General features: G+C 61.6%; 12 protein-coding genes. 3 read left to right on the top strand and 9 right to left on the bottom strand.

The features are described 5' to 3' along the window. Nucleotides 1–19: 19 nt before the first annotated feature. The 4 genes from urtD to urtA are packed head-to-tail and all read right to left on the bottom strand — an operon-like array spanning nucleotide 20 to nucleotide 4,234. On the bottom strand, nucleotides 20–763 hold the full coding sequence (gene urtD / locus OKW40_RS23460) for an urea ABC transporter ATP-binding protein UrtD (protein ID WP_429491743.1): 744 nt from the start codon (nucleotides 761–763) through the stop codon (nucleotides 20–22). A 3-nt stretch (nucleotides 764–766) separates the two neighbouring features. Then, nucleotides 767–1,933, bottom strand: coding sequence for an urea ABC transporter permease subunit UrtC (urtC, locus tag OKW40_RS23455; RefSeq protein WP_184039859.1), 1,167 nt, complete (start codon nucleotides 1,931–1,933; stop codon nucleotides 767–769). A 53-nt stretch (nucleotides 1,934–1,986) separates the two neighbouring features. Next, nucleotides 1,987–2,904 (bottom strand): urea ABC transporter permease subunit UrtB, encoded by a 918-nt coding sequence (urtB, locus tag OKW40_RS23450; protein ID WP_090804070.1) that lies wholly within the window; start codon nucleotides 2,902–2,904, stop codon nucleotides 1,987–1,989. A 55-nt stretch (nucleotides 2,905–2,959) separates the two neighbouring features. Continuing rightward, nucleotides 2,960–4,234: an urea ABC transporter substrate-binding protein gene (urtA, locus tag OKW40_RS23445; RefSeq protein WP_090804068.1), complete on the bottom strand. Its 1,275-nt coding sequence runs from the start codon at nucleotides 4,232–4,234 to the stop codon at nucleotides 2,960–2,962. A 181-nt stretch (nucleotides 4,235–4,415) separates the two neighbouring features. Here urtA and OKW40_RS23440 point away from each other — a divergent pair, with 181 nt between their 5' ends. Next, nucleotides 4,416–7,844, top strand: coding sequence for a hybrid sensor histidine kinase/response regulator (locus tag OKW40_RS23440; RefSeq protein WP_429491741.1), 3,429 nt, complete (start codon nucleotides 4,416–4,418; stop codon nucleotides 7,842–7,844). Nucleotides 7,845–7,854: 10 nt separating this feature from the next. After that, nucleotides 7,855–8,814 (top strand): response regulator, encoded by a 960-nt coding sequence (locus OKW40_RS23435; RefSeq protein WP_429492043.1) that lies wholly within the window; start codon nucleotides 7,855–7,857, stop codon nucleotides 8,812–8,814. Between the two features lie 224 nt (nucleotides 8,815–9,038). Here the strand turns inward: OKW40_RS23435 and OKW40_RS23430 are convergent, their stop codons facing one another. Next, complete coding sequence (locus tag OKW40_RS23430; protein WP_429336224.1) at nucleotides 9,039–9,785, bottom strand: response regulator; 747 nt, start codon at nucleotides 9,783–9,785, stop codon at nucleotides 9,039–9,041. Between the two features lie 724 nt (nucleotides 9,786–10,509). Between OKW40_RS23430 and OKW40_RS23425 the strand changes: the two genes are divergently transcribed. Continuing rightward, a complete protein-coding gene (locus OKW40_RS23425; protein WP_187619078.1) occupies nucleotides 10,510–11,256 on the top strand; it encodes a response regulator in 747 nt (248 codons plus the stop codon). An 853-nt stretch (nucleotides 11,257–12,109) separates the two neighbouring features. On the opposite strand, the gene OKW40_RS23420 is transcribed toward OKW40_RS23425, so the two are convergent. The 4 genes from OKW40_RS23420 to OKW40_RS23405 form a co-directional block, all read right to left on the bottom strand. After that, on the bottom strand, nucleotides 12,110–12,361 hold the full coding sequence (locus OKW40_RS23420; RefSeq protein WP_184062163.1) for an EF-hand domain-containing protein: 252 nt from the start codon (nucleotides 12,359–12,361) through the stop codon (nucleotides 12,110–12,112). A gap of 118 nt (nucleotides 12,362–12,479) precedes the next feature. After that, entirely contained in the window at nucleotides 12,480–12,926 is a 447-nt protein-coding gene (locus OKW40_RS23415; protein WP_184062022.1) for a glycine zipper domain-containing protein, read from the bottom strand. Nucleotides 12,927–13,045: 119 nt separating this feature from the next. Beyond that, nucleotides 13,046–13,507, bottom strand: a complete 462-nt coding sequence (locus OKW40_RS23410) for a MipA/OmpV family protein (RefSeq protein WP_429491739.1) — start codon at nucleotides 13,505–13,507, stop codon at nucleotides 13,046–13,048. A gap of 2 nt (nucleotides 13,508–13,509) precedes the next feature. After that, nucleotides 13,510–13,650, bottom strand: coding sequence for a hypothetical protein (locus tag OKW40_RS23405; RefSeq protein WP_429491737.1), 141 nt, complete (start codon nucleotides 13,648–13,650; stop codon nucleotides 13,510–13,512). Nucleotides 13,651–13,716: the final 66 nt, after the last annotated feature.

Here is a 13,716-nt window from a genome sequence, read left to right as displayed (position 1 = left end):
ATGTGTTCTCCGTGTAAATTCAGTGGCCGAGATAGACATCGATCACGCGAGGATCGGCTTGCACCTGCGCCATCGGCCCTTCCGCGAGGATCTTGCCTTGATGCATGACCGTGACCTTGTGCGCGATCCGCTCGACGAAGGCCATGTCGTGCTCGATCACGATCATCGAGCGATTGCGGCAAATGTGATCGAGCAGTTCCGCTGTGACTTCCCGTTCGCGCGCGCTCATGCCTGCAATCGGTTCGTCCAGCATCAGGAGTTCGGGGTCCTGCATCAGTAACATGCCGATTTCCAGCCACTGCTTCTGGCCGTGCGACAGCAGCCCGGCTTCGAGATCGAGCGAAGCGGCAAGACCGATCTCATCGGCTACCGCACGCACCCGGTCGGCCACTTCGGCATCCTCGCGATAGGCGAGCGCGCCGAACACGCTGCGTCCGCGCGGAAACGACACTTCGAGGTTTTGCGCGACGCTCAGGTTTTCGTAGATCGACGGCGTCTGGAACTTGCGGCCGATGCCCTTGCGCACCCGCCGGAACTCGGCGAGATTTGTGATTTCCTCGTTGCGGAACTTGATGCTGCCGGCGGTTTCCCTGGTCTTGCCGCAAATCAGATCGAGCAGCGTCGTTTTGCCCGCACCGTTCGGGCCGATCACGACGCGCAATTCGCCGCGCTCGAGATAGAGGTTCAACGAATCGATCGCCTTGAAACCGTCGAACGACACGCTCAGATCTTCGATCGCAAGCAGAAAGTCAGTGTTGCTCATGCGTCAGATCTCCTTGTTCGCTGCGCCGAGCCACCGGCGGATACGCGGCCGGGCATGCTCTTCGTAGAGACCCGCGAGCCCGTTCGGAAAGGCCATCACCACGCCGATGAACATCGCCGCCATCAGATAGAGCCAGAGATTAGGCAGGCTCTCCGAGAACCAGCTTTTGCCGAGGTTGACGAGAATCGCGCCATACACCGCGCCCACCAGTGACATGCGCCCGCCGACTGCGGCATAGATCACCATCTCGATCGACGGCACGATGCCGACGAACGACGGTGACATGAAACCCACCTGCAACGTGAACATTGCGCCACCGACAGCCGCGAGCAGCGCCGCGAGGCAGAACGCGAACACCTTGAACATCGCGACGTCGTAACCGGAGAAGCGCACGCGGTCCTCCTTGTCGCGCATCGCGAGCAGCAGCGTGCCGAGCTTGCTGCGCTGGACCCAGCGACAGGCGAGCAGCGCGCCGATCAGCAGCACCGCATTGACGAAATAAAGAACCAGCTTCGCGTGGTCGGTGCGGATGTCCCAGCCGAGCAGCGTGCGCAGATCGGTGATCCCGTTCACGCCACCCGTATATCCTTGCTGGCCGATGATCAGCACCGAAAGAATCAAGGCGACCGCCTGCGTGATGATCGCGAAGTACACGCCGCCCACCCGTCGCTTGAACATCGCATAACCGACGACGAACGCGAGAGCCGTAGGCACCACGAGCACGGCGAGGATCGAGAACGGTAGAGAATGAAACGGCCTCCACCACGTAGGCAGCGCGGTGAGCTGATTCCAGTCCATGAAGTCGGGAATGCCGGGCGTGGTCTGCGTGTGGGTGGCGGCCGGGTCGGACGCCTCAAGCTTGAGGAACATCGCCATCGCGTAACCGCCGAGGCCGAAGAACACGCCTTGTCCGAGGCTGAGCACGCCGCCGTAGCCCCACGCGATCACGAGGCCAATCGCCACGAAAGCGTAGGTGAGGTACTTGCCCATCAGGTTCAAGCGAAACGTATCCAGCACAAGCGGAAACACGACAACGATCAGCACCGCGAGTATCGCGATGCCCACGTAACCCGACGCGTCGAGCCGCATCGCGAGCGCGCGCCAGCCTCCCGGCGCGCTGGGACCGGATCGCGGGGAAACGCTCCCCGCCACGGCTTGGATGGGTTCCATGTCCATCTCCATACGAATTAATCAGTGAATGAGCCGTGCACGGCGCCCCGCACTCACACGCGCCGCACCTTCGACGCAAAGAGTCCCTGCGGACGCAGCATCAGGATCACGACGACCGTCAGCAGCGTAAGAACACGTGCAATCGAACCCGACAGGAAAAACTCGCTGATCGACTGCATCTGCGCGATGCCGAACGCCGAGGCCACGGTGCCGAGCAGGCTCGCCGCGCCGCCAAAGGTGACGACAAGAAACGAATCGACGATATAAAGAGAACCGCTGGTGGGTCCGGTCGAGCCGATCGCCGTGAACGCCGCGCCCGCCACCCCCGCAATACCGCAGCCGATCGCGAAGGTCATCCGGTCAGTGCGCCGCGTGTTGATGCCGGCAGCGTTGGCCATGGGCCGGTTGGCAACCGTGGCACGCACGCGCAGGCCCCAGCGCGAGCGGTAGAGCGCGAGCAGCAGTCCACCTGTCATGACCAGCGCGAGTCCCATCACGAACATGCCGCTGACTGGAATATCCAGGCCTGGCGCTGGCTCCCAGGAGCCCATCAGCCAGTCGGGCAGCGCAGGACTCACTTCCTTCGGCCCGAACGTCGAGCGAAACACTTGCTGCATGCCGAGACTCAGACCCCAGGTAGCGAGCAGCGTGTCGAGCGGACGGCGGTATAGATGGCGGATCAATGCCCATTCGGCGAGCCAGCCCGCCGCGAACGCGAGGCCGAACGCCGCGACGATCGCGAAGAAAAAGTACACCGGCGTGAACGCGTGCCAGACGTTCTGCGAGAACCACGAAAACATGTAGACGGTATAAGCGCCGATCGTCATGAATTCACCGTGCGCCATGTTGATCACGCCCATCTGGCCGAAGATCACGGCGAGCCCAAGCCCCATCAGGAGCAGAACGCTGAACAGGCTCAGACCGGCGAAGCCCTGCATCAGCGTGATGTTGAAAATGTCGGTGGCGGACATCGAGCGCTCCTCGCGCGGCGGCGCGTTGCGTCGCCGCGCAGCTGCGGTTGACGGATTACATGTAGCCCTTCGGGAACGGATTCGGCTGGATCGGCTGGTCGGACTGCGCGACGACCTTGAATTGGCCGTCTGCCTGGCCCTGGCCGATCAGCGAGCGGCTCCACAGGTGGTGATTCGCATCGACCTTCGCATAGCCCTGCGGCGCATTGGCCACATCGATGCCCGCCGACGATGCCACCACCTTGTCCACGTCGAAGCTGCCCGCGCGCTCGCAGGCGGCCTTCCAGATCCATGGGCCGAGATACGCGGCCTGGGTCACGTCGCCGATCACGGACTTCTGGCCGTAGCGCGCCTTGAACGCAGCGACGAACTTCTTGTTGTTCTCGTTATCGAGTGCCTCGAAGTATTTCATCGACGAATAGAAGCCCGCGAAGTTGTCGCCGCCGATGCCGAGCACTTCGTCCTCGGTTACCGACAGCGTCAGCAGGAACTGCTTCTGCGGAGTGATACCGGCCGCCTTGAGCTGCTTGTAGAACGCAACGTTCGAGCCGCCCACCACGCTCGCGAAAATGCAGTCCGGCCGCGCGAGCTTGATCTTGTTCATCAGCGACGCAAATTCGGTCGTGCCGAGCGGGTAATACTCCTCGCCGACGACCTTCGCGTGCAGATGCTGCTCGATATGACGGCGCGCGATCTTGTTCGACGTACGCGGCCAGATATAGTCGGAACCAATCAGGAAAAACGTCTTGGCCTTCTTCGTGTTCGACGCCCAGTCGAGCGCCCAGAGAATCTGCTGGGTCGCTTCCTGGCCCGTGTAGAACACGTTCTTCGACTGTTCGAGGCCTTCGTAGAAGGTCGGGTAATAGAGCAGCCCATTGTCCTTCTCGAACACCGGCAGCACTGCCTTGCGCGAGGCCGAGGTCCAGCAGCCGAACACGGCCGCGACGTGGTCGTTCTCGAGCAGCTTCTTCGACTTCTCCGCGAAGGTCGGCCAGTCGGAGGCACCATCTTCCTGAATGATCTGGATCTTGCGCCCGAGCACGCCGCCCATTGCGTTGATCTGCTCGATCGCAAGGCGTTCGGCCTGGATCGAACCGGTTTCGGAGATCGCCATCGTGCCGGTCGCCGAATGCAACTGGCCGACTGTCACCGTGGTATCGGTCACCGCGAGTCCGGTGGTGTTCACCTTGGCGGTGGGCGGCGTTTGAGCAAATGAAGTACGTGGCAGCCCCAGCGCCATCAACGGCGCGGCGGCGAGGCCGCCGATCAGTTTCCGGCGCAACGGCGACGGCGTGCGAGCATCATCATCGATTCGATCGTCTGCGGACATCACATTCTCCTTATCGGTCGCCCTGCGCTTCTTGCGAGAGCTGGTTCGAGGTTGGACGCAATGTAGAAAGCCAAATTGGCAACCGGAATACGTCGATTGACGTATTCCCCGCAGTCGCACTGGAATGTAATTTGCATCAGACACCGATCCGATCGTTTCCGCACCAATCCAGATCATCTCCATGCCCCAGAGTCACCCGTCAGTGGGCACGCCCAGTACCCAACGCATCGTCAAGGTGCGGCGCGACTACAATGCGTGGGTCGGCGACGAAACGCTCGAGGATTACGCGTTGCGCTTCACGCCGCGTTCGTTTCGACGCTGGTCGGAACTGCGCGTCGCCAACACGGCAATCGGCGCCGTGTCTTTTCTGGTGCTCGAAGCGATCGGCGGCAGTCTCGTTGTCAACTATGGCTTTACGAACGCGGTCTGGGCGATCGCGGTCGTATCGGTGCTCATCTGGCTCACCAGTCTGCCGATCAGCTTTTACGCCGCGCGCCATGGCGTCGACATGGATCTGCTTACGCGCGGCGCGGGCTTCGGCTATATCGGCTCGACGCTCACGTCGCTGCTCTATGCCGTCTTCACGTTTATTTTCTTCGCGCTCGAAGCGGCCATCATGTCGCTCGCGTTGCAACTCTATTTTCATATCTCGCTGGCGATCGCCTATGTACTGAGCTCGCTCGTCGTGATTCCGATCGTGATGTTCGGCATCACGCTGATCAATCGGCTGCAAAGCTGGACTCAGCCGCTGTGGCTGGTACTGTTCGCGCTGCCCTATGCGGCTGTGCTGTGGCACCATCCGGGTCTGGTGCACGAATGGACGACCTTTGCCGGCTTCGCTGCGCAAGGCCGCGCGTTCAGCGTGATCGCATTCGGGCAGGCCTCGACCGTGGTGTTTGCATTGATCGTGCAGGTCGGCGAGCAGGTGGATTACTTGCGCTTCCTGCCGCCGCTGACTGCAAAGAACCACACGCGCTGGTGGCTCGCGCTGCTGTCGGCGGGACCAGGCTGGATCGTGCCCGGCGCGCTCAAGATGCTCGGCGGCGCATTCCTCGCCTTCGTCGCGATCCAGTACGAAGTCAGTCCGGCGGAGGCCACGCAGCCCACCCAGATGTACCTCGTCGCCTATCACTTGCTGCTCGATCCGTTTGGGCTCGCGAGCTGGGCGCTGCCCGCGATGACGCTGTTCGTGATCGTTTCGCAGTTGAAGATCAACGTGACGAATGCGTACGCGGGCTCGCTCGCGTGGTCGAATTTTTTTGCCCGTCTGACGCATAGCCATCCGGGGCGGGTGGTGTGGCTCGTGTTCAATGTGATGATCGCGCTGCTGCTCGTGGAAATGGGTGTATTCGAGGCGATCGCCAGGGTGCTGTCGCTCTACGCAAACATCGCGATCGCGTGGATCGGCGCACTGTTCGCCGATCTCGTCATCAACAAGCCGCTTGGGCTTAGCCCGCGTCATATCGAATTCAAACGCGCACACCTGTACGACGTGAATCCCGTCGGCGTAGGCGCGATGCTGATCGCCGCCGCCGCCGCGATGCTCGCGCAGAGCGGCATGTTCGGCTTGCTGGCACAAGCCATGTCGTCGTTCATCGCGTTCGGCGTGGCGGTCGCCTGTGCTCCGGTGCTCGCGATCGTCACGCGCGGACGCTACTACATCGCGCGCGCCGCCCAACCCACGGGCAACGCCACTTCGCTTCGCTGCGCGATCTGCGAGAACGCGTTCGAACCGGAAGACACAGCCTTCTGCCCTGCCTACGGCGGCACGATCTGCTCGCTGTGCTGTTCGCTCGATTCGCGCTGCCACGATCGCTGCAAGCCGCACGCACGCTTCGCGTCGCAAGCCGATCGCGCGCTACATCGCGTGTTTCCCCGCGTGCGGCTCGGCCCAGCCGCGCTGCGTCTCATGCACTATGCCAGCCTCATGTGCGCGATACTCGCGGTGCTCGCGAGCGTGCTCTATCTGACCTGGTCGCAGAGTGTGACCTCGCTCGCCGTCGACGGATCGTCGATCGACAGCGCGATCGGCCACAGTTTTCTGAAGATATTCTTCGCGCTTTCTCTCGTCGGCTGCATAGCGGCGTGGTGGTTCGTGCTGGAGCGCGAAAGCCGCCGCGTCACGCAGGAAGAATCGCAACGGCAAAACGAATTGCTGATGCAGGAAATCGACGCGCACCAGAAAACCGACGCCGCGCTCAAGCGCGCGACGGCCGCCGCCGAATCGGCGAATCAGGCGAAAAGCCGCTACGTGTCCGGTTTGAGCCACGAGTTGCGCACACCGCTGAACAGCATTCTCGGCTATGCACAGTTGCTTTTGCAGGCGAAAGAGGAGTTTTCGCCGACGCGCTACAGCGCCGTGCGAACGATTCACCGCAGCGGCGAACATCTGCTTGCGCTCGTCGATGGGCTGCTCGACGTCGCGCGTATCGAGGCGGGCAAGCTGGAACTGAACATCGCACGCGTGTCACTGGTGGATTTCGTCGCGCACGTCACCTCAATGCTGCGCCCGCAGGCGCTCGAGAAAGCGCTCGCTTTCGACGTGCAGACCGTAGGCCGCCTGCCCGCCACCGTGCGTACCGACCAGAAATGCATGGGTCAGATTTTGACCAACCTGATCGGCAACGCGATTCGCTTCACGTCCGCGGGTACTGTGACGCTGCGTGTGAGTCACGTGCTCGACACGTTGAAGTTCGAAGTAGTCGACACCGGCCCCGGAATTCCTCCGGCCGAGATGGAGCGCCTGTTCCTGCCGTTCGAGCGAGGCGAAGCGGCGCACGCGCACGATCACGGCGCGGGACTGGGGCTCACGATCTGCCGGCTTCTCACGCAGGCACTCGGTGGCAGTCTGGAAGTGGACAGCGAGGTCGGGCGCGGCACGCGCTTCATCGTGCGACTGTTCGCGCCAGCAGTGAACAGCGCAGCCGACGCGCGCACTGAACTCGCGGCGATCCGCGGCTATACCGGGCCGAAGCGCGCGATTCTCGTCGTCGACGATCTCGCGGATCAGCGCGGCATCGTCGTGCAACTGCTGACGCCGCTCGGCTTCGACGTCGCCGAGGCGGAGAGCGGCCCCGACGCGTTGCGCTGGCTGGCGACACACAGCGTCGACGTGATCATCATGGACATCTCAATGCCGCTGATGGACGGCTACGAAGCCAGCCGGCTGATCCGCGAAAACCAGTTGTCGAACGCCCCGATCGTGCTGCTTTCGGCTAATGCATTTGCCGACGATCGGGAACGCGCGAGCGCGACCGGATGCGCCGGATATCTCGTGAAGCCGCTCCAGATCAATTTGTTGCTCGACAAGCTCGCGCAGTTACTCGTGCTCGACTGGATCGCATCCGAGCCGTCCGCGTCCGCGCAAGCCACGCCGCCCGTCAGGCACGCGTCACTGGACCTCGCGTGGCCGAAAGCGGTGCTCGAGCGGCTGCGCGCACACCTCGAAGTCGGCTACCTGCAAGGCGTGATCGAACAACTCGACTCGGCGCGCGCGACCTGGCCCGCGCTACAGGAGCAGATCGACGTGTTGCGCGCTTTGGCGGAACGCTTTCAGCTAAGGGAGCTTGAGCATGAACTCGACCGACTGTCTCGCGCCGCGGACGTCTGACGCGCGCGCGATGAACTCCACCGATGCGTCGCCCGAGTGGCTGCGCGAGCGTCCCGTCGTGTTGATTGTCGACGACACGCCGGACAACCTCGCATTTCTCTCCGATACGCTTCAGGCACATGGTTACGCGGTGCTGGTCGCGCTCTCGGGCGAAGATGCGCTCAAGCGCCTCGCACGCGTGACGCCCGACGTCGTGTTGCTCGACGCGATGATGCCTGGCATGGATGGCTTCGAGACCTGCAGCCACCTGAAGCAGGACGTTCGCCACGAACATCTGCCCGTGATCTTCATGACGGCATTGACGGAAAGCGAGCATGTGGTGCGCGCGTTTCGCGTCGGCGGCATCGACTATGTGACGAAACCCGTGCGTCCCGAGGAGGTTTGCGCGCGCATTGGCGCACACGTGCAGCGCTCACGTGCGCAACTCTATGCGCACGCGGCACTGTCGCTCGATGCGCGGGCGGCGCTGATCGTCGGCGCCGATGGCGCGATCCGCTGGCAGAGTCCGCAAGCGGCACGGCAAATTTCTGCCTACCGGGCCAGCCACCCCGATGACCTCGTGCAAGCGGTTGCGCACCCCATGTTGCCGCCGCTGTTGCGCGACTGGTTTGCGGACTGGCTCGGGCGCGGGAGTCCGGCCGGCGCCGTCCTCGAATTCACCGCGGGACACGTGCGGCGTTCTGCGAGCGCAACCTCCGCTCCCGATCCTGGAGAGTGGATCCTCACCCTCAAGGAGACCGATGACACTGTGCACAGCAGCGCACTCGCGGCGCGCTTCAATTTGACGGCGCGCGAGGCCGAAGTGCTGCTCTGGGTCTCTCGCGGCAAGACGAATCGCGATATCGGCGACATTCTCGGCATGGCGCCGCGCACGGTGAACAAGCACCTCGAACATCTGTTCCGTAAGCTGCACGTCGAGACGCGCGCGGCTGGCGCTGCGCTTGCGATCAAGGCGCTGGACAGGGCCTGAAATAGCTGAACGGTCGCGCAACCGATGACGGAAACTACCCTGCCTCGTTGTTTTACCCGAGCAGCGGCGGCACGCTCGACGCTTTGTCGGGAGCCACACGAGTTGCGGGAGTTGCAGCGCAAGAGACCCCGATGAACGCTGTAGCCACGGCGTTGCGCGCGGTGTACACGGAAAGCAGAGGAAGCGGCTTGAATGTCACTGTCGAGCGTCCAACAGGTGACGCTTTAGTTTGAGGTTGCAACGAGCATGTAGCCGAGGCCCCACACCGTGCGGATATGTCGGGGCGAGCTTGCCTCTGTCTCAATCACCTGTCGTAAGCGAAGAACTTGCACGTCAACGCTGCGGGCGCTCGCCTCATATTGCGACCCGCGCGCGCGCTCTATCAGATTTGCACGGCTTACGGGACGGTTTGGCGTCTCCGCAAGCGCACACAGGAGACGCATTTCAGCTGCGCCGAGTTCGACGATGCCCGCTTCGTCCGACATCAATTCTCTACGCCGAACGTCCAGCCTGAAGGCGCCGAACCGCAAGCATTGCGACTCGCCTGCGAGCAGCATCTCACCCCGCACGTTTTGCAGGCGCACCTGAAACTGCTGCCGACGTAACATCGCCCGAACCCGCGCTATCAGCTCGCTCGGCAGAAACGGTTTCGCGAGATAGTCGTCGGCGCCAATCTCCAAACCTACGACCTTGTCCGCGGGATCGCCACGCGCTGTTAGCATGAGGATGGGGATTGTCTCTCTCCGAGCACGCAACCGACGGCAGATGGACAGGCCGTCTTCGCCTGGCATCATGATATCGAGAATCAACAGGTCGAACGGGTAGCGCTCGATCAAGACGTCCAACTCAATGCCTGTCTTCACCGCGCGCACCGAGAAACCTTGTGCCGTCAGAAAGCGTTGCAGCATATTGCGGATTTCAACATCATCGTCAAGCACGATGATGCGACCGGTTGGCAGATCATCTGACATATGATTAAGCAGACACCTCTAATAACGCCTGTCTTTTAGTTCCTGTTTCCGATGCTAGGCGGCGAACCGCTTAGCTTTGCTACAGCCGTCACGTGCCTCGGTGGGCGGCGACAATCTCGTCGAAGCGGGCTGCGCCGGGCGGCCTGCCGGCCTGCAGTTGCGCCTGCACTGCTTACCAATCCGCTTGATGTCTGCGGCGATACGTTGCACCTCGGACAGTGCCAGTGCGGCATGCAGCTCCGTAGCGACATCCAATGCCTCCTTTGGCAAGAAAACGGACTTGCAACCCGCTAACACCTTCGCATGCATCTGCATGCCACAGGAAGTTCCGCATGGTTCGACGAACGGAATATACAAGGATCTCCGCACTGGATGTGTTGGAAAGGTATGTCAAAAGATGTCATCGATTGTGCTGGCCACAACACTGACTGGCGAAAGCCCACGACCGCCCGGCGCTACCCGTATGTGCCGGGCATGCCATCCTGACTGCTCATATTACAGCTGTCGCTCGTGGTCAGCGAGAAAGCGAGTGCACCCGTGCATTTGCGGACAGAAAAACAGGCCCCGTCGATGACATTTCCTGACATGATTTGCTAACACCTGGCGTTATGAAATTCGCCTACATTTCTTCGATCGATCGTGTGCTGCAGCTTCTGCGGTGCGCTCGCATTGCGGTTAGTCGCGGCCCCGGTCATCACTCGTTTGTGAGCGTTATTCTCTTCCTATGTCAGCTCAGATTCTTCTAATCGACGACGACGCCGAATTGTGTGATGCGACTCGCCGCTACCTGGTAAGGTGGGGTTTCGACGTGTCAGTGCTACATGATGCGCGTTCGCTCGAACACCGGCTCAAACACGAACGCCCGGACCTGATAGTGCTCGATCTTATGATGCCGGGCGTCGACGGCTTGACGGCACTACGTAGGTTGCGCGCATCAGGCGACGACATTCCAGTCTTGATGCTCACCGCCCGCGCCAACGAAGAGGACCGCATCGCTGGCCTTGAATTGGGTGCCGATGACTATCTCCGCAAACCGTTTAACCCGCGTGAGCTGGTAGCACGGATTCAGTCAGTGCTGCGGCGCCAGCGCGCCGTACCCGATGCGGGCATTCCCCAACGACGGCAACCTTACACATTCGGCGCGTTCACGCTGGACTTTCAGTCGCGCACTCTGAATAGCGGAGAGACGTCTCTTACCTTATCTGCCAGTGAGTTTGCGCTGCTGCAGATTTTCGTTAATTCTCCCATGTGCACACTCACCCGCCGGCGTCTGCTCAAGTCACTTCATGGCGCGGAATCCGAGTCCGCCGATCGCGGCATCGACGTTCAGGTCTATCGTCTGCGCCGCATCGTGGAAACTGACCCGTCGACACCACGATTCATCCAGACCGTTCGCGGGTGCGGATACGTCTTCGTGCCGGACCTCGAAGAGCATGCTGCCGGCACATCGACTCACCATTCGCATAACTGAGGTCTCTGGTTGCCCTCATACTGCTGTATATGCGCTTATTGCTTCGAGCGCGACCAGTCGCCAAACAACTATACGGTAGCAGCGGCCAAGTGGTGACCGCCGCGAACGCCATGGCAAGGGTAATCGAAGATAAGTCGAGCGCCGGCTCACTGACTCACTCGGATATACACGATTTTTGAGCGGCCGTTATATCCTGGTCGCTATCCGTGAACTGGACGCAGTTGCGCATCGTCCCTGCGGCGAGCTTCGGACAGGATGCAAAGCGGCCGCTATGCATCCCGCCCGCCCACGGGGCGGACACGAATAGACTCAGGTCAATAGTACGCGGGAGCGACGATCAGTGGCGGTCGAGGGACTACAACCAGTGGCCGGGCCATTATTGGACGACCCACCGGAACGACTACACAGCCGCTAAGCACCGCGGCACTCATGCAAAAACCGGCAGCAAGCGCAAAGCGACAAAGAACACGCGCATTAAGCATTAATTCAACTCCTTTCGATTGAGGCTCAGCGACTGGCATTAGGGATGCGTTCAGGCGTTACCGCTGGGGACGCCGCGCCGCTCGTGTCCCAGACCGTAATCCGCATTTGGGGGGCCAAGATTCGCGGTGTTGGTCTCCCTGTCCAGGTCGCCCTCCACTGGAGCGCCGGGCGCGACGAGCACGCTCGGATTGATTTCGGTGCGCCAGGCCCGCAGGACTTCCAGCTATCGACTTGCCCATGGCGGGTTGCTAGCGTCGGGTAACCGGAGCGCGCAGCAGCCCCATCATTCGACGTGATGAGGCGACCCGATGGGACATATTCAATACACGGTTAAACCACCCGAGGGTATTGAAGCTTGCCTTGCAAGCGCTTACTGCCGATGCTGCGCAGCGAACTGCTCGATCTGCTCAAGCGTCACGTACCCTTGATGCGTAGTATCGATCTCATCGAAATGGGCTGCGACGCGCGGCATACCTGCCTCCGCCTGTTCTTTCGTGAGCTTGCCGTCATGAGTTGCATTCGCGGCAGTAAAGCGCGCTTCCAACATCTGCTGCATGCTGCTCTGCGCGAACGCAGACGACACAGCGAACGTTGCAGCCAGAATAATGAATAAACGTTTCATCAAAGACTCCGTTAAGAAATGAATGACGTGCACGGAATAGCCAGGGGACAAAGCTCGACCCAGGATTTCCAGCCGGCAGAATTCCAGGTCAAGCCATGACACGACCATACGAGCGAAATCAGTACGGCGCGTAGTAGTAAGGTGGGGGCGCGCCATAGATTACGGCGCGGGGCGGCACGGGGCGTACGGGCACGACGATCGCTGCCGAACGAGGTGTTTCGATCGTATCTCCCTTTGCCGTGATGCATTGCGCGTACGCGTTGTCGTATTGCTGCTGCAACGACGCTTCGGTCTGATTGTGCTGCGCCGAGCCCGTCATGCTGCCGAGCAGCAGTCCGGCACCCGCACCGATTGCGGCGCCGGCACCGGCGTTGCCCGCCCCGGCGCCGATCAGAGCCCCGGCCGCAGCGCCTCCAGCTGTGCCGACGGCGGTAGCAGCAAGTCCGGAGGTTGCCGGCTGATGCGAGGCCGCCGCCGGATTCATGACCTGCGTCGCGTACGTGCGGCAGCTATAGTCGTCCTGCTGGAACTGGTTGAGCGTCTTGCCGTTCGCTGGGACCGCCATGACGGTAGGCGCACTCGGCGGCGTGACCGCACACCCCGCCATGCCCAACCCAACAGCGAGGCAGACAAGCAGTGGCGCAATACGAGTCGATGTCAGATTCTGGTTCATTGATAGTGCTCTCACGATGATGCAGCGCGAAGTAAGCGCTCAGAAGTGCTAAGCAGCGCCCACCGATCCAAATAGTGCCAGCGCGCGAACGCACCGAAGTCGAAGGACGTTGCGATATCTCCGATGCCGTTGAGCACCGCCGCATCGTCCTGGTTGCGGCCCAGTTGAACGCCGATCAGCGGGCCCACCGCAACACTCGGCCCCAACGGGTAGGCGACGCCGCCCGTGAGCCCCTGCACGAAGATTGCCCCGTTCGACAGCGACAGCAGGGGCAACGGCAGCACACGATAGGACTTGCTGCCTTCATAGTGGGGCAATGCGGTCACGTCGATGCCCACGGTGTTGTCCGGCGACGACTGCGCCAACGCCGGTGAGTAAGGCAGGCACGCGCTGGCGATGACAGCGAGCGCGCCCAGCCACCGTCGTGCGCGGCCTCGCTTGAAAACTGCGGTGACAAAGCGATAGTCATGCATGTTCAAGCCCATCCATCGATGGTTGTCGGGCGAACCGCAACGCCCACGCTGATATCAATCGCCAGGGACCCAGCAGGCGCCTTGCCGACAGCCATAGAAATTGCCGCACTGGCAGCAGACACGAGAACGATTTTAAATTTCACTGCACACTCTCCATGTGATGGATTCACCCCACTGGCGAACCCCGCATGACACAGCCGCCAATGTAG

Origin of the sequence: Paraburkholderia sp. RAU6.4a, assembly GCF_050435625.1 — a bacterium.
GTDB lineage: Bacteria > Pseudomonadota > Gammaproteobacteria > Burkholderiales > Burkholderiaceae > Paraburkholderia > Paraburkholderia tuberum.
The sequence above is the reverse complement of the archived record's forward strand: the minus strand, read 5'-3'. Positions and strand labels throughout refer to the sequence as shown.

Excerpts from the sequence above, each read along its gene's own strand:
- urtD (WP_429491743.1), bottom strand. The coding sequence starts at position 763 with ATGAGCAACACTGACTTTCTGCTTGCGATCGAAGATCTGAGCGTGTCG.
- urtC (WP_184039859.1), bottom strand. The coding sequence starts at position 1,933 with ATGGAACCCATCCAAGCCGTGGCGGGGAGCGTTTCCCCGCGATCCGGT.
- urtB (WP_090804070.1), bottom strand. The coding sequence starts at position 2,904 with ATGTCCGCCACCGACATTTTCAACATCACGCTGATGCAGGGCTTCGCC.
- urtA (WP_090804068.1), bottom strand. The coding sequence starts at position 4,234 with ATGTCCGCAGACGATCGAATCGATGATGATGCTCGCACGCCGTCGCCG.
- OKW40_RS23440 (WP_429491741.1), top strand. The coding sequence starts at position 4,416 with ATGCCCCAGAGTCACCCGTCAGTGGGCACGCCCAGTACCCAACGCATC.
- OKW40_RS23435 (WP_429492043.1), top strand. The coding sequence starts at position 7,855 with ATGAACTCCACCGATGCGTCGCCCGAGTGGCTGCGCGAGCGTCCCGTC.
- OKW40_RS23430 (WP_429336224.1), bottom strand. The coding sequence starts at position 9,785 with ATGTCAGATGATCTGCCAACCGGTCGCATCATCGTGCTTGACGATGAT.
- OKW40_RS23425 (WP_187619078.1), top strand. The coding sequence starts at position 10,510 with ATGTCAGCTCAGATTCTTCTAATCGACGACGACGCCGAATTGTGTGAT.
- OKW40_RS23420 (WP_184062163.1), bottom strand. The coding sequence starts at position 12,361 with ATGAAACGTTTATTCATTATTCTGGCTGCAACGTTCGCTGTGTCGTCT.
- OKW40_RS23415 (WP_184062022.1), bottom strand. The coding sequence starts at position 12,926 with ATGGCGGTCCCAGCGAACGGCAAGACGCTCAACCAGTTCCAGCAGGAC.
- OKW40_RS23410 (WP_429491739.1), bottom strand. The coding sequence starts at position 13,507 with ATGCATGACTATCGCTTTGTCACCGCAGTTTTCAAGCGAGGCCGCGCA.